This is a genomic window from Georgenia satyanarayanai, from assembly GCF_900116375.1.
In the GTDB taxonomy this organism is placed as follows: Bacteria; Actinomycetota; Actinomycetes; order Actinomycetales; family Actinomycetaceae; genus Oceanitalea; species Oceanitalea nanhaiensis.
In genome coordinates this window covers 60,016-80,835 of sequence record NZ_UETB01000008.1, presented here as the reverse complement: position 1 = coordinate 80,835, position 20,820 = coordinate 60,016, and the positions used below count along the sequence as shown (strand labels likewise).

The following is a 20,820-nucleotide window of genomic DNA, read 5'->3' as shown; positions in this document are numbered from 1 at the left end:
GGCCTCGGCGGTGGCGGGCGCGTCCACGCGGCGGCTCACGGCTCGCCCATCCGCCCGCCCGCCAGGGCCCGCTCGGCCCACCGCCCGATACGCCCGCGCTCGATCTTCGCGTTGTGCCGCACGTCCGTGGGCAGCTCACGCACGCGCAGGACCGCGGCCACCGGGACGTCGCACGCCTCGGCGACGGCGCGGCGCACCGCGCGGGTGAGGCCGGGCGTGGCGAGCGAGGCGCCGGCGCGGGCACGGCGGTCGACGGCCGGGTCGGTCTCGAGGACGACGACGAGCTGCTGGGTGCCGGCGGGACCGACGCCCACGGCTGCCGCGCGCCGGACTCCGGGCACCCGCTCCGCGGCGTGCTCGACGGCGACGGGCGTGACGACGCCCCCGGGCGCGGTGACGATGTGCGACAGGCGCCCCTCGACCCACAGCCGCCCCTCGGCGTCGAGGTGCCCGACGTCGCCGGTGCGGTGGCGGCCGGGGTGGTCGGCGCTCGCCTGCTGGGTGGCCCACAGCCGGTCGTAGGTGCGCTTGAGGTGCGGCGCGGCGACGAGGATCTCGCCCGTCACGCCGGGTGCGTCGGTGGGCTCGCCGGTGGCGGCGCCGTCGTCGTCGAGCGGGAGGATGGTGACCTCGGTGCCGGGCACCGGGCGGCCCACGCAGGTGCCGCCGCCTGCGCCCGCCACGGTGCCGACGTCGGCGACGGCGCGGCGGATCTCCGCGAGGTCGATGTCGGTGACCGGCAGGACCTCGGTCATGCCGTAGGGCGTGCGGGCACTCGCGCGGGGCATGACCTCGGCGACGCGCGCGAGCAGCTCCGGCGGGATCGGCGCCCCAGCCGACAGGAAGAGCCCGACTCCGGAGAGCGCCTCACGGTGCTCGGCCGTCAGCTCCCCCGCGGTCGCGAGGACGTTGCGGAGCGCGGCGGGCGAGGTGAAGACGGCGGTCGCGCGGCCGGCGCGGACCGCCTCGGCGAGCGCGGCGGCGGTGAGGGTCGCCGGCGCGGTCACGTCCATGTCGGGGACGACGGCGAGGGAGCCCATCGCGGTGCCGAGCAGCGCGAACGGGGCGAAGCCCGCGACGAAGGAGGAGTCCGGACCCAGGCCGTAGGTGGTGGCGAGGGTGTCGCGCATCCCGGCCAGGCCGCGGTGGGTGTAGACGACACCCTTGGCGGGACCGGTGGAGCCGGACGTGAAGAGGATGGCGGCGTCGTCGTCCGGTCCGGGCAGGGGCGGCAGGTCGGTTCCGGCGCCCTCGAGCTCGGCACCGCGGGCCGTGAGCCCGGGCAGGGTGTCGGTGACGCCGAGCGCGCGGGCCTGCGCGGGCGGCAGCTCGCTCACCGCGACGCGGCGGCCCGGCCACGACAGGACCCGCGCACCGACGAGGCCTCGCTCGATGCCGATGACGACGTCCGGGGACGCGCCGCGGATCGCGCGGCTCATGCCGCGCAGGCCCAGGCCCTGGTCGGCGATGACGGCGACGGCGCCCAGGCGCAGGCACGCGAAGAGGGCGGTCGTGAGGCTGACGCCCGGGGTGACGAGGAGGCTGACGCGCTGGCCGGGCCGAACCCCGGCGTCGTGCAGGCCGAGGGCGAGGTGGCGCACGCGGGTGGCGAGGTCGCGCCACGTCACGGTGTCGGTCCCGCCGGGGTGGAGGGCGACGACGGCGGGGGCGTCGTCCTCGCGGCGCTCGTCGAGGACGGCGGCGAGCGGGCGGGCGGGAAGTGCGCTGTCGGCGGGAAGTGCGCTCTCGGCGGGAGGTGCGCTCTCGGCGGGAAGTGCGCTCTCGGCGGGGAAGGTGGACCGGAGCCAGCGGATGATGGTGCCGGCGACGTCGACGTCCTCGGCGAGGAGGTGGCCGGCGCCCTCGAAGCGGTGGACGTCGGCGTGCGGCAGGCGGCGCAGGAGGTCCTCGAGGTAACGGCGCTGGAAGACCGGGTCGCGCGGGCCCCACAGGACCAGGGCCGGGACCTCGAGGCGGGCCACGCCGGCGGCGACGGCGTCGAGGGCGGGGCGGCTGGGATGGCCGGGGTCGGCGGGGATGTCGGCGACGAAGTCAGCGACGGCGCGGCGGTCCTCGTCGTAGGGCGCGAGGTAGGCGGCGCGGACCTCCCGGCTCAGCGGCGGGTGGGCCAGGGCGAGGGTGGCGCGCAGGAAGGTGCGGGTGCCGCTCGTCGCCCAGCCGTGCACGCTCGGGTTGCCCGCCAGCCGCAGCAGCGCGGGGATCTGCGAGTCGTCGTCGTGGTGGACGGCGGTGTTCGTGACGACGACGCCGGCGAGCAGCTCGGGGTGCTGGACGGCCCAGCCGAGGGAGACCACCCCGCCCCAGTCGTGCCCCACCGTGACGACCGGGCCCGTGAGGCCGAGGTGGTCGGTGAGGTCGCCGAGCTCGGCGACACGGTCGGCGAGGCGGCGGAAGCGTCCGTCGCGCTGGGAGAAGCCCATGCCGAGCTGGTCGACGGCGACCACACGCCAGCCGGCGGCGGCTGCGGCCGGCAGCAGCGAACGCCACAGGTAGGACCACGTCGGGTTGCCGTGGACCGCGAGCAGCGTGCCGCGGACCTCGCCGGTGAGGTCGGGGGCGTTGTCGAGCAGGTGCCAGGTGACCGGCGGGTCCTCCCCGGTGCCGGGGACGGTGACGCGGCGGCTCCAGCGGCGGTCGAGGCCGGGGAGGTCGGGCAGGTCGCTGCCCGGGCTCACCACTGCAGCTCGAGCATCGCCGTGTTGAGGCCCGACCCCACCCCCAGGCACAGCACGCGGTCCCCCGGTGCGAGGGAGTCGGCCTGGGCCGCCAGGGTCATCGGCAGCGACGCCGGACCCACGTTGCCCCAGTAGCCGAAGCTGATCGGCACGCGGTCCTCGGGCAGGTCGATCGCGTCGATGACCGCCTTCGTGTACGGCGTGGAGATCTGGTGGGTGACGTAGCGGTCCATGTCGCCCCACTGGAAGCCCGCGCCGTTGTTCGCCTCGGCGAAGGCGGCGGTGACGAGCGGCAGACCGCCGTCGAGCAGGCCCTTGGTGTCGGTGAACATGCCGTCGAGGCTGCCCACGCACAGCTCGTGGTGCTCGGTGCCCGCGCGGGTGACACCACCGACGATGCGGTGGCCGCCGGGGTGGAGGTCGGCGCGGCCGATGACGGCGGCCGCCGCCCCGCTGCCCAGGGTGAGGGAGGCGAACTCGCGGCGGTAGTCCTCACGGGTGACCTCGGGGCCCGACAGCCGGCGCAGGGTGGTCTCCTGGGTGCCGCGGGCGTCCTCGCTGTTGACGATGACGGCGTAGTCGATCTGTCCCGCGTCGATCATCGTCGCCGCGAGCATGATGCCGTTGACGAAGCCGAGGCACGCGTTGGCGATGTCGAAGTTCAGCGCCGAGCTCGGCAGGGACAGCCCGTGGTGGATGCGCACCGCCACGGAGGGCTCCAGGTGCGTGCGGGTCACGGAGGTGTTGACGAGCAGTCCCACCCCGGCCGGGTCGACCCCGGCCTCGGCCAGCGCCTTGGCACCGGCCTCGATGGCCGGGTCGTCGAAGCGGGTGCCCGGCTCCCACCACCGCCGCTCGACGACCCCGGAGACCCGCTCGAGGAGGTTGTCGGGAAGACGCAGCCGCCGACGCGTCGGCGCCAGCTCCTCCTCGAAACGCGACGACGGCACCCGCACGGGAGCCTCGATGTGCGTGACAGCAAGGAGTGCCGCGTTGGAGTAGCGGAAGGTCGCGTTACCAGCGGGAGTCACCAGACGACTTTATCCGGAGCACGTCACGGGGCGCACACCGGGGCGACGGCCCCCGTCAGTGGGACCGCTCACCCCTCAGCGGCGCTCCTCGGCACGGTCGAGGAAGTACTCGAGCCAGAAGCGGGCGAAGGCGACGAGCACGAAGGCGCCGAGCGGTCCGGTGGCGAGGAAGAACAGGCCGTACAGGGTCCACTGGCTCCCGCCCATGAAGGGGTTCCTCGCCATCCCGAAGGCGCCGATCGCGCCGATGATCGCGACGATGAGGCCGAACAGCGCGAGGACGAGGACGGCGACGTAGACGATCCGTGCGAGGCCGGGCGTGATCCGGCGCGTGAAGCCGAGGTCGGCGAGCCCGCCGAGGCCGGAGGGGCGCTGCTGCGGCTGCGGGTAGCCCTGCCCCGGCCCGGCCTGCTGCGCCGGGTAGCCCGGCGCGTACCCCTGCTGCTGCGGGTGACCGGGCTGCTGCGGGTGACCGGGCTGCTGCGGGTACCCCTGCTGCTGCGGGTAGCCGGGATAGCCACCGGGCTGCGCCTGGCCGGGAGCCGCCTGGCCGGGAGCCGGCTGGGCCGGCTGGCCGACGGCCGGCTGACCGCCGGGCGGCTGACCGCCGGGCGGCTGACCGCCGGGCGGCTGACCGCCGGGCGGCTGGGCGCCCCAGGGCGCCGGCGGCGGGGGCGCCGAGCCGTCCTGGGGTCGGTGCTCGCTGTGCTGGTCGGACATCGTTGCCCCTGTCGTCGGCGGGTGGAGACACGGGCGAGCCTAGCCCCGGTCCCCCACCGCCGTGCGGGCGGCGTGGCAGCATGGGCCGCACCCGTCCGTACCCCTGGAGGTCCACGTGCCCACGCCCCACATCGCCGCCGCCGCCGGCGACTTCGCCCCCGCCGTCCTCATGCCGGGCGACCCCCGGCGGGCGCAGCGCATCGCCGAGCAGCTCATGCCCGACGCCCGCCTCGTCAACGACGTGCGCGGCATGCTCGGCTACACCGGCACAGTGGACGGCAAGCCGCTGAGCGTCATGGGCTCGGGCATGGGCCAGCCCTCGGCGACCATCTACGCCACCGAGCTCTTCCGCGAGTACGACGTCCAGCGCATCATCCGTGTCGGCACGGCCGGCGGCATCTCCCCCGACGTCCGCGTGGGTGACGTCCTCGTGGGCCTGGGCGCCCACACCGACTCCGCCATGAACCAGCACCGGATCCCGGGGATCAACTTCTCCGCCGTCGCGTCCTTCGAGCTGGCCGAGGCGGCCGTGCGCGCCGCGCGCGAGCAGGGCATCGAGCGCTACCACGTGGGCACGATCGTCTCCCGCGACCACTTCTACCTCAAGGTGCCCGGCCAGACGGAGGCGCTGGGTGCCTACGGGGTGCTCGGCGTCGAGATGGAGGCAGCCGCCCTGTACGGCGTCGCCGCCGAGCTAGGCCGGCAGGCGCTCACCGTCCTCACCGTCTCCGACCACCTCCTCGACGGCTCGCAGGACATGAGCGCCGACGAGCGCGAGACGACCTTCCAGGGCGCTCTCTCCCTCGCCGTCGCCGCCGCCCTGAGCGACTAGCCGAGCCCCGCGGGTCCCACCCGGTCCCGCCCGGTCCCGCCCCCAGGCTCCGCAACTGGTCGGGTGACCGACGCCGACGACGCCGGAACCGTCCCCCAGCGCACCAAATGCGACGTTGGGGGGCGGGCTGGCTCCTAGACTGACGTCCACGACCGGGCGGTAAACAGGGACGGGGGGTCCTGATGTGCCCGACGGGCGTGGAACCCGACGGCGCCGCTGGCGCCGCGCTCCCGCGCGCCAGCACGGCCGTGCCTCAGGTGAACGGGCTGCGCCGCCCCCAGCTGCTGCGGGCGCTGGACGCCGTCGCCCGCGAGCGGATGGGGCTGGTGGTGGCGCCGCCGGGCACGGGCAAGACGACGCTCATGGCGCAGTGGGCCTCCGCCAGTGGGCTGCCCGTCGCCTGGTGCCGGCTCGACGCCGGGTCCACCGGCCGGATCGTCCCCCTCCTGCACCGGGCCCTGGTCCCTCACCTCCCGGACGACGACGCACCGGGCACGCCCGAGCAGCTCGCGATGGCCCTCGAACGACTGGCCGACCCCGTGCTCCTCGTCCTGGACGACCTCCACGTCCTCGCCGGGCTGCCCGCGGAGGCCGAGCTCGAGCAGGTGCTGCTCCTGGCCCCGCCGCAGCTACGGGTGCTCATCGGCTCGCGACGCATGCCGGGCTTCAACCTGGCCCGCAGCGAGCTCGCCGACCTCGTCGTCCTCACGGGCGAGGACCTGCGCTTTCGCACGTGGGAGGTCGAGACGCTGTTCCGGCAGGTCCACCACGCCCCGCTCCCCCCGCACGACACCGCCGCGCTCACCCGGTACACCCAGGGCTGGGCCGCCGCCCTCCAGCTCTTCCACCTCTCCACCCTCGACAGCCAGCCCGCCGACCGGCGCCGCGCCGTCCACGCGCTCGCCGGGCGCGCCCGCTACGCCCAGGAGTACCTCACCGCCCAGGTGCTCGCCGGCCTGCCGCCGCAGACGACCGCGTTCCTCCTGCGGACGTGCGTCTTCGACGCCCTCACCGCCGACCGGTGCAACGCCCTCCTCGGCACGACCGACGCCCAGTGGACCCTGCGGGACCTCGTCACCCGCCAGGCACTGACGACGACGGCGGACGGCGGGGACACCTTCAGCTACCACGAGGTCCTGCGCCGCCACCTCGAGACGGCACTGCGTGAGGAGCTCGGTCCCGCCGGGGCGGCCGAGTGGTACCTCCGCGCGGCGGAGATCCTCGAGGAGGAGGGCGACCTCGTCGAGGCGCTGCGCGCACGTGCCCGGGCGGAGGACTGGCCGGGGGTGCGCGCCCTGCTCCACGAGTCCGGGACGCGTGTGTTCGCCTCCCCCCACCAGGCGCTGTCCCGCGACCTGACCTGGGCGGCGCTGCTGCCGGCGTGGCTCACCGCCTCCGACCCGTGGTGCTGCCTGGCCGACGCCCGGCGGCTGCTCGGGGACGGCCGGCTCGACGACGCGGCCGCGGCCGCGGAGCGCGCCCGGGCGCAGTTCACCGACCCGAGCGCGCAGCGGCTGTGCGACGAGCTGCGTGCGAGCGTCACCGCCTGGCGTGGGGGGCAGGTGCCGCCACGACCCCGGTGGCCCGACCTGCTTCTCGCTGCCACCCGGCGCCACCCGCTCGACGTCGCCCACCGTGCCGCCGGGGCGGAGGACGCCGCGGTACGGGACGTGGCCGGCTTCGCCCACCTGCTCGGCGGGGACCGCAGGACGGGCAGCAGGGAGCTGCGCACGCTCGCCGAGGAGCCCGAGGGCACCGCCCCGGGACTGGCCCTGGCTGCGCGGCTGGTCCTCGCGACGCTCGGCGCGATCATCGCCGGGGGCGCGAACGCGCGGGCCGAGGTCCGCGCCGGTCCCCTCAGCTCACCGCAGGCCTCACCCTTCGACCAGATCTACCTCGAGGCGGAGCGCCACGGCCTCACCTGGCTGGCCCGCCTCACCTCCGCGATCGCCGTGGCCGGCCACTCGGGCGACCGCCGCCCGATGACCGCCGTCATCGGGGACCTCGACGCCCGCGGCGACCGGTGGGCGGCCGCGATCGTCGCCCTCGTGTGGTGCCTCATCCGTCTGCCGTCGGGCGCCGTGGACGCCCGCACCCTGGACCAGCTGCGCCGTCGGCTGCGTGAGCTCGACGCCGGCGTCCTGGAGGCGTGGGTGAGCGCGGCCGGCGCACTGCTGGCCGCGGCGCAGGAGCTGCCGGACGCCGCCGAGCAGGCCCGCCAGGCGGAGGCGCACACGCGGTCCGCCGGGGTGCCTGGCGCCGCGGCCATCGCCTACGCGGCCCTGGCCGCGACGCGTGCCGAGGACCGCGACGAGCTCCTCACCCTGGCCCGCACGACCGCCAGCACCACCGGCCTGGACTGCCGGCCGTGGGCGTGGCTGCCGGACATGTCCCCCTGGTCGCGCGATCCCGCGGTCGCGCGGCCCACCGACGCGGATCCTCTCGACCCCGCCGGCCCCACCCCGGTCGCCGCTTCCCCGGCCGGTCCTCCGGCGAGCGGCCCCTCGGCCGCCAGCCCGCCCGAGCCCGACTCACGTCCCGGCCCCGTCCTCACGGTCCGCTGCTTCGGCGAGCTCCAGCTGCTCGTCGACGGCCAGGCGCCCGACCTCAGCGGCATCCGCCCGCGCGCCCGGACCGTGCTCCGCTTCCTCGCCGTCCACGCCGGGCGCCCCGTCCACCGCGAGCTCATCGCCGACGCCCTGTGGGGCGAGCTCGACCCGGCGGCGGCCATGCACAACCTCCAGGTCAGCGTCTCGAGCCTGCGCGCGGCGCTGGAGCCGGGCGTCCCGGGGCGGCACAGCAGCCTCGTCGTCCGCGACGGCGAGTCCTACATGCTCGCCCTCGGACCCGGCTCCACGAGCGACGTCGTCGTGGTCGACGAGGCGCTGGCCGCCGCCGCGCGCGCCGCCCGCCGCGGCGACGTCGCCGGCCAGCGTGCCGCGCTCGGTGCCGTGCTCGCCGGGTACACCGGGGACGTGCTGCCCGAGGAGGGCCCGGCCGACTGGCTGGTGCCCACCCGCGAGCGCTACCGCACCCGGGTGGCGGAGGCCGCCGCCCTGCTCGCCGAGCTGGCGCTCGCCGCCGGTGACCACGCCGAGGCCGTACGCGCCGCGCAGCGCAGCGTCGACATCGACGAGTACCGCGACGACGCCTGGCGCACCCTCGTCGCCGCGCTCCGCGCGGCCGGGGAGCCGGCCGCCGCCGAGCGCGCTGCGCGTTCCTACTCGCAGGTGCTGCGCGAGCTCGGTGTGGCCGAGGACCTCAGCCCCGCCCCTGGAGCTCCACCTCCGCCAGCGCGACCGGCGCCCCCAGCTCCTCCCCGTACACCGAGAGGATCGTGAGGCGGACCCGCTCGACGTCGCTGAGCCCCACCGACACCGGTTGTGGCTCCCCCGTGTCGGTGAGCTCGACGTCCTGGACCTCCTCCCCCGCCGTCGTCGTCATGGTGAGCCGCACCTCTCGTGGGCGCGCCTCCAGCAGCCGCTGGTCCTCCTCCCCGCCGTTTCCGGCGGTGACGAGGACGGTGACGAGGCGCACGGGCTCGGACAGGACGAGCTCCACCGACTCCCCGATCCCGTCCCCCTCGGGGGCCCACGAGCGGTCACGGATCCCGTCGCGCACGTACGCCGCGGGGCGGTCGGCGCGCGCACTCGAGGCGGTCACCTCGGCCGGGTTGACGGGGTCGTCGCCCGCGACCCGGTCCACGACGGCGTCGTAGGCGCCGGCGAGGGAGTCGCGCGCGTACCAGGCACCGGCTCCGAGCAGCCCGAGGACGACGATCGTGACGACGAGCGCCGTCGGGAACCGCCGACGACGGCGCGAGCGGGGGCGCGTGCCCGCCGCGGGACCCGTCCGGGGCTCGGAGCGTAGCAGGCGCCGCCACCAGGACCGCTGCGGCTGGACAGGGGCGTCGGCCAGGTCGGCGCCGCAGCGGCGGCAGAAGTGCCGGTGCGGCGCGTTGCCGGCCCCGCAGGCCCCGCAGACGAGCTCACCCGGGCGCGGTGGCGGCTCCTCCTCCTGGGCCTGCGGCACCGGACGCCGCTGGACCGGCGCGCCCGGCTTGCGGGCCGCCGGCTGGCGAGGTGCCGGCTTCGCGGGTCGGGTGGGGCTGGGCTGCGCCGGGGCGGCCACGGGCGGGCCGTCGACCTCCGCGTCACGCGGCCGCGCCGACGCGTCCCGTTCCCGCGTCCGCCGCTCCGGCGCCGACGGCGCAGCCGTGGCAGCCCCGCCGGCCGCCGCCGGGGCGGTCGCCGCCGGGGCGCGCGCCTCCCGGGCTGCCCCAGCCGCCGCCTGGGCGAGCGAACCACCCCCGGCCGCCCGCGCCGCCTGGTCCACCACCGCCCGCCCGGGCGACTGCGTGACGCTCCGCGTCTGGGAACGCGCGCGGGAGGCGGTCCCGCTCGCCGTCGACACCGCGCCGCCGGTGGCCTGGTCGGCGGCCCGTCGCGCGGCACGCGCAGCCCGACCGCCCAGTCCGCCGAGCACCCCCGCTCCCGGCGCAGCCGCCGCCGCGGGACCGGCGACCGGCTCCGGCTCCTCGGCCGCTGCGCGAGCCCCCACGGCCTCCTCGGCCGGCGCGGCACCGACGTCCGGCGCGGCGTCCTGCGCCCGCGCGGGAACCGGCGGCCGCTCGTCCGTCGGCCTCTCGCTGACGGATCCACGTCCCGCCGGGCTCGGGACCTCTGCGGGTGGGCTCCCGCTGTCCCCGCCACTCGGGGCGGTCCCACCGGCAGCGGCGTCGTGGTCGACGTCGGCGGCACCGTCGCCCGCCCCGCCGTCGTCGGGGCCGGCGCCGCCGGCCGCCGACGCGGCCTGCGTCTCCTCCCACTCGAGGTAGGTGCCGCACGTGCCGCAGAACAGCTCACCGTCCTCGTTGCGGCTCCCGCACTCAGGACATGTCTGCATCGGAGTCCTCCACGACGTCGATGGTGTGGGCCACGTGCGCCGGCTTGACGGCGGTGACGACCCGGTCCAGGCGGGTGCGGTCGACGGCGCCCGGGTCCGGCACGCGCACGACGACCCGCAGGAACTGCTCCGCGCTACCCGGCAGTGCGGCTCCGGGCTCGGCGGACCAGGAGCTCGCACCGTTCTCCTCGATCTCGACCCGCCCCCCGACGACGAGCCGCACGGCGTCGACGATGCCCGCCGCGGTGCCGCGCAGCCGGTGGATGGCGGCGGCGGACCCGACGATCTCGCGACGGCGCTCCACCGACCACGTGTCGTCCACCTCGATCCCCACCCACTCCGCGAGCCAGTCGAGGAAGTCGGGCGGGGCGAGCTCGGGGTCGACGTAGCAGGACAGGGTGTCGAGGGTGAGGAAGAGCGGGGCGAACGCCGCGTCGAAGGCCGAGACGAAGCGCTGGAGGAACTCGTCCTCCTGGTAGACGGCCGGGAGCCGGTGCGCCACGGGCGCGACGCTGGGCAGGTGAGGGACTGTGCCGCGCACGTCATCGCCCCCCGACGACCCGCACCTGGTGCTGGTAGGAGAAGACCAGCCCCTGGGGGTCGACGTCGATGCGCTGGACCGGTTCGCCGCGCTTGCCGGTGATCGGGTCCGCGCCGAAGAGCTTGACGTCCTCGACCATCTCGGTGCCGCGCAGCGCCTGGAGGACGGCGTAGACCTCCCCCGCGTGGACGGGACGGCCGAAGGGCCAGCCGTCACCGTCGGGCCCCCCGGACACGGGGTTGAAGTAGCTGTTGAGCGCGGCGACCGCCTCCCGCTCGAGCCGCTCGCCGTCCGCGCGGGGACGGGCCGCGAGCCGCGCCACGATCGTCACGCCCTGGTAGAAGGGCGGCTCGACGAGGAGACGGGCGCCCACGGGCCGGCGGCGGTCGAGGTGCTCGGTGATCCGGGCGAGGGCCGCCTCGCGGGGCACGAGGTCCTCGAAGCGCAGCCGTCCGGCGTCGTCGGGAACCGCCGTCGGGACGATGAGCAGGCGGACGCCGCCGGACTCCTCCGGTGTGGTCGCCGGCACGCAGCGGACGCGGGCCACGGACGGCTCGGCCCGCAGCGCGAGCTGCTCGTAGTCCTCGGCGGTGATCGCGCGGTCGCGGGTGCGCAGGAGCAGCGGGCCGCGCTGCCTGGCCTCGGCGACCGACTCCCCGGCCACCCCGCCGAGTGCCGGGCGCCGGTTCTCCACCCGGTCGACGAGCGGGATGGGCGTGCGCATGTCGGTGATCGTCCGCGCGGACACGTTGCCCCGCGGCCCGCCGCCGGTGCGGTAGACCGGCACCCGCAGGGGGGCGCCCTTGGGCGGCACGGCGCCGTAGGAGCGCAGCGTGCCGTCGGCCTGGCGGACCGCCGGCCCGAAGTGCACCTCGCCGGTGGCCCGGTCGAGGAGGAAGACGCGGTCCTGGGGCCCTGCGGAGGCGAAGGAGTCCACCTCCGTCCACTCGTCCCAGCCGCTGCCGCCCGCCACCTGGACGACGACGTCACCGCCGGCGACCACCGGGCTGCGGTCGAGGTGGAAGACCTGGGCGGGGACGCCCTCGGACAGGCCGAGGATCTCGTCGCGGACCAGCTCCGCGTGGCTCGCGGGCACGGTCCCGCCCATCGTGAAGGCGACGACCGCTCCGATCGTCGGTGAGGCGCTGTAGCGCGGGTAGCCCTCGGGCGGGTCGACGACACGGCAGCGCAGCCAGCCGGCGCGCTTGCCGTCGATGATCGAGGCCCGGTGGTCGGTGGGCACGTGGAGGACGACGTGGCCGGACCGGTTGAGGCCGCCGGTCCCGTCGGAGTCGACCTCGCAGGCCCGCCAGCCGGTCCCGGTCCACGCCTCCCAGGTCAGCGGCGGGAAGCGCGGGTCCACCCCCACGCCGCGGACCTCGCTGTCGAAGCGCAGGACGACGACGCACGACGGCGCGGCGTCGTCGAGGCCGAGCAGGACGACGTCGTCGAGCGCGGGGGTGTCGGTGAAGACGGCGAAGCGCTCCCCGGCCCGCAGCGCGTCGCCCCGGTCGACGACGTCGCCGCCGAAGCCCTGCGTGAGGACGAGGGACAGCGAGCGCGGCGGGACGACGAGGTCGCGGGTGGTGCGGAAGACGACCGGCTCCTCGGTCTCCGTGCGCGGCGTGACCGCCTCGGACTGGGCGGGCACGACGACGATCTGCTCCTGGGGCGCCGAGAGCCAGTAGGTGAGGTCCGCGGACGCGGCCGTCGGCGGGTGCAGCGTCATGCCGAGCAGGTCGAGGAAGGAGACGTAGAGCTTGTCCGGCACCCGGTTGAGCCGGTAGGAGAGCTGGTCGACCATGAGGGCGAAGGTCTCCACGAGGGTGACGCCCGGGTCGGAGACGTTGTGGTCGCTCCACTCGGGGCAGGTGGCCTGGATGTGGCGCTTCGCGTCGTCGACGAGCTGCTGGAAACGGCGGTCGTCGAGGTTCGGGGCGGGGAGCATGGCGACTAGCCCTCCTCGTGCTGGGGGATGACGTAGAACGGGAACACGAGGTTGCGGGGGTCGTTGGTGCCCCGCAGCGAGTACGAGATGTCGATGTAGAGCACGCCGTCGTCGATCGCCTCGAAGCGCACGACGACGGCGGCGAGCTCGATCCGCGGCTCCCACCGCTCCAGCGCGACCCGCACGCTGTAGGCGATGTCCCCGGCGGTCGCGGCGTCGGCCGGGGCGAACACGTAGTCGTGGACGGAGCAGCCGAACTCGGGGCGCATCGGACGCTCCCCGGGTGAGGTCGCGAGGATGAGCCGGATGCTCTCCTCGATCTCCCGCTCGCCCGCGACGAGCGCGATCCGGCCGGTGGCGTCCGTGCGCAGCGGGAAGGCCCAGCCCCTGCCGACGAACTCCTGTCCCATGCGATCCCCCTAGTTGATCTTGACCAGGGAGCCGCGGACGGTGGTGACGCCGGAGCTGGCGAGCTCGGCGGTCCCCGTCCCGTCGACCTTGACCGTCGCCCCGGTGAGGGCAGCGCTGGCCTGCGCCTCGGCGCTCAGCTGCGCGGCCTTGAGCGCGAGCTTCGCGCTCGCCTCGATCGTCACGTTCATCGCCTTGAGGGACAGGTCCCCCGTGCTCGTGGTGACCGAGACGTTCCTCTTCCCCGTGACGGTGACGTCCTGCTCGGCGGTGACCTCCAGGGGCCCCTGGGAGACGAGGATGACGCCCTTCTGCCCCGTCTGGGTGAGGGTGAGGTGCTGGGCACCGTTGTTGGTGGAGACCGTGAGGGCGTCCTGCTGGCCGTCCTCGAGGAACTCCACGACCATGCCGCTGCGGGAGGTGAGGGCGCGTCGCTTGACCGTGCCGTCGCTGTGGACGTGGGCGTTCCACCCCTTTCCCGCACGGTCCTTGCCGTTGTACAGGCCACCGAGCACGTAGGGCTCGTCGAAGGAGCCACCGAAGGCGACGAGCACCTCGTCGTTGACCTCCGGCAGCCACGACACCCCACGGTCAGCGCCTGCGCCGAGCTGTACCGGCCGCGCCCACCAGCTCTCGTAGCCGTCGGCGAAGGGGAACTTCACCTTGACCCGCCCCATGCCGTCGGGGTCCTTGACGTTGGTGACGAGAGCCGTGGTGACCTTCCACCCGGCGGCCGCCGGAGGCTGACCGCCCGCGATGACGCCGTAGACCGACCTGTCCGAGACGTCCGCGGCGGTGAAGGCCGTCACGTAGCCCTGCCGCTCGTCGAGCTCGTGCCGCACGGTCGTGAGGACGTACTTGCCGCTGAACTCGGGGCCGACGTCGACGACGTGCACCGCCGTCGCCGCCCGCAGCCGCGGGTTGCCCCGGACGACCCCCTCGATCTCGGCGAAGCCTCCGGCGCGGGCCGCGGCGCTCGCCCTCGCGGCCGCCTGCGCCGCGTCCTGGGTGGCGAGGCCGGACACCGGCAGGAGGTGCTTGGTGCCGTGGGCCGCCGTGGCGAGCGCGGACGGCGTGGACGGGAGGACCGCCGCCGTCGTCTCCACCCTGCCGGGGGCGACGACGTCCCGCTTGGTCGTGTAGTCCCAGCCGCGGGCCTCGACCTCCGGCACCTGGGTGGACGCGGTCAGCGTCGCCCGGAAGGAGAGGAGGTTGCGCCCCCCGGAGACCACCTCGGCGGTCGAGCGGGGGTCGGTCCCCGACGGCGCCGTGCTCGCCGTCGTCGGGGTGTCGAAGTGGACCGTGCGGCCGCGGACCCACACCGCGGCACCCACCGTCCGCGCGAGGCGGCAGAGCAGCTCCCAGTCCGACTCACCGTCCCGGGCCAGGTGCTCGTGCTTCCGGGCGAAGGAGCCCACCCGAGCCTGCAGGCCCACTCCCTGCACCACCTTGGTCACGATGTCCGAGACGGTCATCTGCGTGTACGCGGTGACGGCGGCTCCGGACTGGAGCCGGTAGCGCACGTCCAGGGCGCGCACCGTGGTGAAGGCGCCGGTCTGGTCGATCTCCTTCTCCAGCGCGGTGACGTCACCGTCGAAGAGCGGGACGGGAGCCCCCTGGCCGCTCTGCTGCACCGCGACCGTCACCGGGTCGCCGACCTTCGCGCCGATCGTGCCGAGGACGTCGTGGTGGGGGTCGCTGAAACGCAGCACGGCCATGCTCGGCACGTGGACGGAGTCGTCGACGTAGGCCGCCGCGAGCATCGCCGTGACGGCCGGCGCCAGCGCCGTCCCGTTGACCGAGACCACGACCTGGCTGCTGTGCTCCTCACCGAAGGGCATGGGACACCTCCCCGGCCACCGGGGCGAGCTCCTCGACGGCGGGGAGCATGACGGCGGTGCCGAGGCGCACCCGGAAGGGGTCGTCGATGCCGTTCGCCGCGGCCACCGCGCGCCACAGGTCCGGACGGCCGTACTCGCCGTAGGCGAGCGCGGGCAGGGTGTCCCCCTCCGCCATGACGTGGACCCGGCGCGGGACCAGCCCGCCGGAGGTGGGGTTCTGTCCCGGCGGCTCCCCCGACAGCTCCTCGAGCACGACGGTGACGACGGCGCGGATGGGCACCCCGCCGCTGGTGAACAGGGTGTACTTCGCCGACACGCTGGAGATGTAGGAGAGGAAGCCGGTGATGCCGCCCCAGCGGAAGACCGCCCACGGCGGGGAGTCGCGCTTCTGGTCGTGGGACGTGCTCGTCGGCACGCAGCACCCGAGGAGCAGGTCCACGGCCTTGACCACGGAGTTGTCCTGGGTGTCCGAGGCGTCGAGGAACATCTCGAGGTTGAGCTTGGAGGGCTGCGGGCCCTTGTACTGGGGCGGTCCGCTGCTCTTGTTCCCGCTGCCGGTGGCCCGGGCCCAGCTCGCGGCCTTGGCGATGGTCAGCTCCTTGGGGTTGAACTGGAACTCGACCCGCTGCAGCGGGGCTCCGGGCTTGGCCAGGGAGCCGTCGCGCGAGGGCTCGTACAGCTGCAGGTAGGCCTTCTCGAACTTGCTCGCGGCGCCGGCCGACGCGGTCGCCGCCTCCAGCCCGGGGTTGACCATGGCGCTGCCCTACTTCCCCGAGTCCAGGAAGCCGTGGTGGGCGAGCTCGAGCGTCTCGGTGAGGACCTTGCCCTGGTCGGACGTGAGCGAGGGGCCGGTCCACCGCACGGGGACGACCCGCTTGAGCTTCCACTGGGCGACGAGCGTGCCGGCCGTCGTCATCGCCTTGATGGTTCCGGTGACCTCCTGGTAGCCGTTGGCGACGCCGGCGATCCAGGCTGCGATCTTGCTCGTGTCGGCGCCGAGCGGCCGGCTGAGCTTGATGTTGGAGTACTTGATCCGGGTGGGCAGCTGCCACACGAACCGGTTGTTGCCGCCCTCCTCGCGCGTCTCGAGGACGAACTCGCAGCCCAGTCCCTCACAGCTGCTGAAGGAGCCGAGGTTGGCGTGGTCGATGGTGACGACGTAGCGCACCGACACCGCGGTGTCGGTCTCCGCCAGAACGGTCATGGCCACCTCCGGTCGGTCCGCAGCCCTCGACGTTCGCGGTCGAGGAGGATCTCGTGCCGCATGCGTCGCAGCAGCGGCGGGACGAGCGCGTCGACGAGCCCGGCGAGCTGTGCCGGGTCGGGCGCCGCGGACGCCCCGGTCGCGGCCGCGGCGGGTGCCGCCTCGGTCACGACGACGTCGGTCGTCGCCGGTGGCTCCTCCCCGGGCGGCTCGGGGGCGACGACGGCGGGCGGCGGCTCCGCGACGACCTCGGCGGGCGGGGCGGGGGCGGTCCGCCGGTGGTCACCGAGGGGGCGACGGCGCCGTCCACGGCCGCTCAGCTCGCCGGGGACGAAGTCTCCCTGCACGGTCAGGCGGTCCGCGGCACCCGGTGGGACGTGGACAGGGCCGGTGGGGCGGGCGACGAGCGGCACGGCACCGTGCGGCCCGGCCGCCGCGGCCGTCGCCGGGCCGCCCGACAGGGTGTCCACGGACCCGAGCCCGGAGAAGGAGCCGAGAGGCCGCGCCGGAGGCACTCCGACGAGCCGACTCACGGGTGGCGTGCCGACGGCCCGGTCCGTGAACGGCGTCGCGACGGCGCGACTCACGAACGGTGTCCCGGCGCCCTGACCCGCGAACGGGCTCGCGGCCGCCCGGTCCACGAACGGGGTCGCGCCGGCTCGGTCCGCGAGCGGGGTCGCGGCGCCCCGGTCCGCGAACGGCGTCCCGACGGCCCGCTCCGCGAACGGCGTCCCGACGGCCCGCTCCGCGAACGGCGTCCCGACGGCCCGCTCCGCGAACGGCGTCCCAGCGGTCCGCTCCGCGAACGGCGTCGCAACGGCGCGACTCACGAACGGTGTCCCGGCGCCCTGGCCCGCGAACGGCCTCCCGGCGGCCCGGCTCGCCGACAGCGGTCCGACGGCTCGGTCTATGAGCGTGTCGGCAGCCTCGCCCGTGACCGGAGCACCGATCGGCCCGTCCCCCGACAGCGTTCCCACGGGCCCGCCCACCGACAGCGGGTCGACGGACCGAGAGGTCGGTGCGTCGTCGACGGGGCGGACAACCGGTGAGTCGTCCGAGGGGCCGGTCACCGCCGGGCCGGCGGCGGATCGAGCCACGGCCGGGAGGGCGACGGGCCTGGCCACGGCGTCGACGGTCCGGGCAGGGGGCGACGCGCTGCCGGGCCGGCTCGTCAGGGGCGGGCCCGAGAGGGAGAGCGCCGGCACGTCGCCCGACGGCAGGGAACCGGCCGTCGCGCCGCCGAGGGCCGGCCGCGCCCCGGGAGCGCTCGCAGTGGTCGGCGGAGCTCCTGGGAGCACCGGGCCGGTGCGGTCACCGAGTGAGCGGGGGGTGGTCGATCGCTGCGCCGCGAGCGCAACGGAACCGTCGTCGGCCCGCGTGTCCACCGTCGGACGCGCCGGGGTGCGCCACGGCAGCGGGAGGGCCCCACCGTCGCCGGCCACCCGGGCGACGAGAGGTCCCGGTGGCCTCCCGTGGTGGCCGGGCTGCCCGGACGGCGCGAGGTCGCCACTGCTCGTGGTCGTCGAGCGCTCAGCACCCCTCGCCTGCCCGGTCGGCTCCGCGAGAGTCGGGTGCAGCGCCCGTCCGGACTCCGCCTGGTCCGGCGAGAGTTGGCCGACGTCCGCGCGCGCCACACCCACCCCGGCCGCCGGGTGGTCCGCGGCGGCCGCGGCCGCGCTCGGCTCGGCCGGAGCGACGGTGCGCTGGTCGGCCGGAGCGACGTCCTCCTGGGTGTCGGCGCGGGTGGCGGCGACGGGCTGCGGTGGGGCGTCGGCGTCCCGGCCGCGCGGGACCGGCACGACGGGCATGCTCGCCTCGACGCGCTGGGCAACGGCGTCAGGGCCCGGCGCTGCGCTGCCACCGTCCCTCACCGCGGCGGTCGGCGTCGCGCCCAGCAGACCGGTCGAGCGGGCGTCGTCCACGGGTGCAGCGGTCGGTGTCTCGTCCGGCAGGTCGCTCGACGGGGCGTCGTCCGGCGGCGAGGCGGTCGGTGTCTCGTCCGGCAGGTCGCTCGACGGGGCGTCGTCCGGTGGCGGGGCGGTGCTGCCAGGTGCCGCTGCCGTGCCCTCGAGCGGCGTCTGCGGCGACGACCCCGGTCCGGTCGTCCCGGACCCGTCTCCGTCGGCGCGCTGGAGGGGGACCGTCGTGCTCGCTCCCGTGGTGCCGGACGCACCGGAGGGCAGTGGCGGCTCACGACCCACCGTGGGTGCCGGCGCGGTGGTCGCGCCAGACGACTGTGGTGGCGCTGGCGCCTGCGCGGCACGACCGACGGTCGGCAGCGGCGCGGTCGGGCCCGACGGACCGGGTGGCGCCGCGTGTGGCGTCGGGAAGCTGTCAGCACCGGACCGAGCCGCCGGTGCGGCCGTCCGGCTCACCGTCGGCGGCGGGAGTGCGGCGGAGCGGCTCACGGGGAGCGACGGTGCGGCGCGTCCAGTCCCGTGCGGCGGCACAGCCGCGCTGCTGACGGGCGGGGGCACGGTGCTGCCACCGTTCCCCCCGGCCGGTGCGCCTGCACCGGGAGGCTGCTCCGCCGCACCGAGGGTGCCGACGGTGTCCGTCGTCGCGCCGTCGTGCGGCGCGGCTCCCGCGGTGGAAGGCGGGGACGGTTCGCGCACCGCGCCGGTCGCCGCCGCCGGACCGGTCTCCCCGTCGTCACTCGGCGCGGCCGCGGCCCCGGGCGGCTCCGCGGCCCGCTGCACCGCGTGCGACCGCAGAGCGTCGCCGCCGGGTACCGCGGCGCCAGGACGTGCGGCGGCCTCGCCGGAGGACGCGGCCCCAGCGCCCCCTCCGGGCGACGAGGCGTCGGGAGGTGCGCCACCGTCACCGGCAGAGGCAGCAGGGCCGGGGCCGGCATCGGTCCCGCCGGCCCGTCCGGCACGCGAGGCGTCGCCGGCCGGGTGCCGCACGGGCAGGGCAGGTGTGCTGCTGAGCGGGGCGCCGAGGCCCAGGCGCCGGTCGCCGCTGCGCTGCACCGGCGGCCGGGTGCCGCCGGCGGCGGGTGGAGCCGTCTCCCCGGTGCTGCGCTGGACCGGCGGCGCGTCGAGCGGGCGGCCGGCGCTGAGCGGGATCTCGACGACCGTGCCGTCACCGAGCGCCACTTCGGGGTTGGTCCAGTCGGCCGGCGGCTCCTCGGTGACGTCCGCGTCGACGTGCGTCTCCTCCCGCCGCTGAACCTGCGGCCTCTGCGCCGGTGGCGGTGGCCGCAGCGGTCCGGGCGCCGGCGCGTATTGCACCACGGGCACGCCCGGCGCCGTCGCCGCGCGCGTCAGGGAACCACCGGCGGTACCGCCCGTCGGTGCCGCCGTCGGTCCGGCGGACGGCAGCCCGTCGGACGTGGCGCGTGCGGCGAGGACGAGGCCCCCGCCGTCGCCGTCCACCACCCCTGACCACGACGACGCACTGACCAGGTGCGACATCCGCCCGGTGAGGCCGATGTCGCGCCCGGTGGCCGTCCAGCCCGCCGCGGTGCCCTCGTGGACGCTCGGCAGGGGCGTGATCGTCCGTTGCAGCGGCGGGTGGAAGGCCCAGCCGCTCGGGCTCGGGGCCGGCTGGGCGGGAGCCACCCCGGTCCCGGCGGCCCGGGCCGCCGCCTCAGCGCCGGCGGGCTCCGCCGCGCGCCGCTCCCAGGGCCACCGCATCGCTCACCGCTCCTCGGACAGTCGCGTGTTGATCTGCGCGATCTCCCGGACGTACCGCAGCCGCTGGGCGTGCTCGAGGTCGAGGATGTCGTCGAGCGGCCAGTGGAAGTGGTAGGCGACGTACGCGACCTCCTCGTAGATGCTGTCGGGCGCGTACGTCACGATTCCCCCAGGCGGCCACCGGCGAGGTCGAGGGTGAAGCGGTGGGAGCACTCGGGGCAGGTCACCGCGGCGCGGGTGTGCCCCTCGGCGTTGACCCGGCGGTACAGGTCCTGGAGGAAGGCGACGTCGGAGGCGAACATGTTCTCCACGACCGACCCGTCCACCGTGGTGAGCGTGCCGAGCCGGGTGATGACCCGCCCGAGGAGGACGACGGTGGTGTAGGCGGCGTTCTCCTGCACCCGCGCGTCGTACAGCGGCAGCAGCTCGTCGCGGGCCGTGGCCAGGCGCATGGTGCCGGACCGGTGGAGCACGCCGTCGGCGTCGAGGTAGCCGCGGGGCAGCTCGAAGTCGAACTCGGTCCGCAGCGTCTCGCGCCCACCCGGGGCGGCCGTCTCCTCGACGGCCGCCTCGGGCAGCACGAGGCCGGGGGATCCTCGTCGCATCAGGCGAACTCCATCTCGTCCCAGCAGACCGTGAACGTCTCGGTCATCGGCTCGGTGGACCCCGCCTTCAGCGTCCCCCCGACCTCGACGTCCTTGATCCAGCAGTTGCGGTAGTTCAGCGTCGTCACCGGCGTGCCGTCGGAGGACATGATCTTCACCGCGGCCGTCTTGCGGGCGCCGGCGAGGTCGCCCTGCATGATCTTCTTGAGCCAGTCGGTGATGGTCTTGGAGTCGGTCAGGCCGCGCTTGACCTTGAACTCCCCCGGCTTCTGCCGGCCCATCATCTGGCGGGTGATGAACTTCCCGCTCTGGTCCTGGTGCTGGTAGGAGATCTTGTCGACCTCCGACTTCAGCCCGCTGACCTCCATCACGTAGGGCACCTGCACCCCGTCGATCGTCACGCTGAACGAGTACGCCGGGGCGAGGTCCATGGCGTCTGGGAGAGGCATGG

At 75.8% G+C, this 20,820-nt stretch carries 16 protein-coding genes; 2 read left to right on the top strand and 14 right to left on the bottom strand.

Annotated elements, in window-relative coordinates:
* Positions 1-35: 35 nt before the first annotated feature.
* From DSZ44_RS11580 to DSZ44_RS11570, 3 genes are all read right to left on the bottom strand, one after another.
* Positions 36-2,696: an alpha/beta fold hydrolase gene (locus DSZ44_RS11580; RefSeq protein WP_110852859.1), complete on the bottom strand. Its 2,661-nt coding sequence runs from the start codon at positions 2,694-2,696 to the stop codon at positions 36-38.
* A complete protein-coding gene (locus DSZ44_RS11575; RefSeq protein WP_110852788.1) occupies positions 2,693-3,727 on the bottom strand; it encodes a 3-oxoacyl-ACP synthase III in 1,035 nt (344 codons plus the stop codon). The genes DSZ44_RS11580 and DSZ44_RS11575 overlap by 4 nt, the downstream gene beginning before the upstream one ends.
* 75 nt (positions 3,728-3,802) lie before the next feature.
* Positions 3,803-4,447 (bottom strand): DUF4282 domain-containing protein, encoded by a 645-nt coding sequence (locus DSZ44_RS11570; protein WP_110852787.1) that lies wholly within the window; start codon positions 4,445-4,447, stop codon positions 3,803-3,805.
* Positions 4,448-4,562: 115 nt separating this feature from the next.
* Here DSZ44_RS11570 and deoD point away from each other — a divergent pair, with 115 nt between their 5' ends.
* The gene (deoD, locus tag DSZ44_RS11565; protein ID WP_110852786.1) at positions 4,563-5,279 is read left to right on the top strand and encodes a purine-nucleoside phosphorylase; all 717 of its coding nucleotides are present in this window, start codon (positions 4,563-4,565) and stop codon (positions 5,277-5,279) included.
* Between the two features lie 197 nt (positions 5,280-5,476).
* Positions 5,477-8,620, top strand: coding sequence for an AfsR/SARP family transcriptional regulator (locus DSZ44_RS11560; protein WP_110852785.1), 3,144 nt, complete (start codon positions 5,477-5,479; stop codon positions 8,618-8,620).
* On the opposite strand, the gene DSZ44_RS18320 is transcribed toward DSZ44_RS11560, so the two are convergent.
* From DSZ44_RS18320 to DSZ44_RS11505, 11 genes are read right to left on the bottom strand one after another with little or no spacing between them, the layout of a single operon-like run.
* The gene (locus DSZ44_RS18320) at positions 8,541-10,184 is read right to left on the bottom strand and encodes an NADase-type glycan-binding domain-containing protein (RefSeq protein WP_181424620.1); all 1,644 of its coding nucleotides are present in this window, start codon (positions 10,182-10,184) and stop codon (positions 8,541-8,543) included. The two genes, DSZ44_RS11560 and DSZ44_RS18320, sit on opposite strands and share 80 nt — an antisense overlap.
* Positions 10,168-10,686, bottom strand: a complete 519-nt coding sequence (locus DSZ44_RS11545) for a phage tail protein I (protein WP_258369450.1) — start codon at positions 10,684-10,686, stop codon at positions 10,168-10,170. The genes DSZ44_RS18320 and DSZ44_RS11545 overlap by 17 nt, the downstream gene beginning before the upstream one ends.
* Positions 10,687-10,726: 40 nt before the next feature.
* Positions 10,727-12,673 (bottom strand): putative baseplate assembly protein, encoded by a 1,947-nt coding sequence (locus DSZ44_RS11540; RefSeq protein WP_110852782.1) that lies wholly within the window; start codon positions 12,671-12,673, stop codon positions 10,727-10,729.
* Between the two features lie 5 nt (positions 12,674-12,678).
* Positions 12,679-13,083, bottom strand: a complete 405-nt coding sequence (locus DSZ44_RS11535; protein ID WP_110852781.1) for a GPW/gp25 family protein — start codon at positions 13,081-13,083, stop codon at positions 12,679-12,681.
* 9 nt (positions 13,084-13,092) lie between these two features.
* Positions 13,093-14,922, bottom strand: a complete 1,830-nt coding sequence (locus tag DSZ44_RS11530) for a VgrG-related protein (protein ID WP_110852780.1) — start codon at positions 14,920-14,922, stop codon at positions 13,093-13,095.
* Positions 14,909-15,676 (bottom strand): CIS tube protein, encoded by a 768-nt coding sequence (locus DSZ44_RS11525; RefSeq protein WP_110852779.1) that lies wholly within the window; start codon positions 15,674-15,676, stop codon positions 14,909-14,911. The genes DSZ44_RS11530 and DSZ44_RS11525 overlap by 14 nt, the downstream gene beginning before the upstream one ends.
* A gap of 9 nt (positions 15,677-15,685) precedes the next feature.
* Complete coding sequence (locus DSZ44_RS11520; protein WP_110852778.1) at positions 15,686-16,126, bottom strand: phage tail protein; 441 nt, start codon at positions 16,124-16,126, stop codon at positions 15,686-15,688.
* On the bottom strand, positions 16,123-19,764 hold the full coding sequence (locus tag DSZ44_RS11515) for a hypothetical protein (RefSeq protein ID WP_110852777.1): 3,642 nt from the start codon (positions 19,762-19,764) through the stop codon (positions 16,123-16,125). Before DSZ44_RS11515 ends, DSZ44_RS11520 begins: the two co-directional genes overlap by 4 nt.
* A 3-nt stretch (positions 19,765-19,767) precedes the next feature.
* Entirely contained in the window at positions 19,768-19,926 is a 159-nt protein-coding gene (locus DSZ44_RS18315; protein ID WP_181424619.1) for a DUF6760 family protein, read from the bottom strand.
* Complete coding sequence (locus DSZ44_RS11510; protein WP_110852776.1) at positions 19,923-20,369, bottom strand: hypothetical protein; 447 nt, start codon at positions 20,367-20,369, stop codon at positions 19,923-19,925. Before DSZ44_RS11510 ends, DSZ44_RS18315 begins: the two co-directional genes overlap by 4 nt.
* Positions 20,369-20,818 carry a phage tail protein gene (locus DSZ44_RS11505; protein ID WP_110852775.1) on the bottom strand — a complete coding sequence of 150 codons (450 nt, stop codon included), beginning with the start codon at positions 20,816-20,818 and terminating at the stop codon, positions 20,369-20,371. The genes DSZ44_RS11510 and DSZ44_RS11505 overlap by 1 nt, the downstream gene beginning before the upstream one ends.
* Positions 20,819-20,820 lie beyond the last annotated feature (2 nt).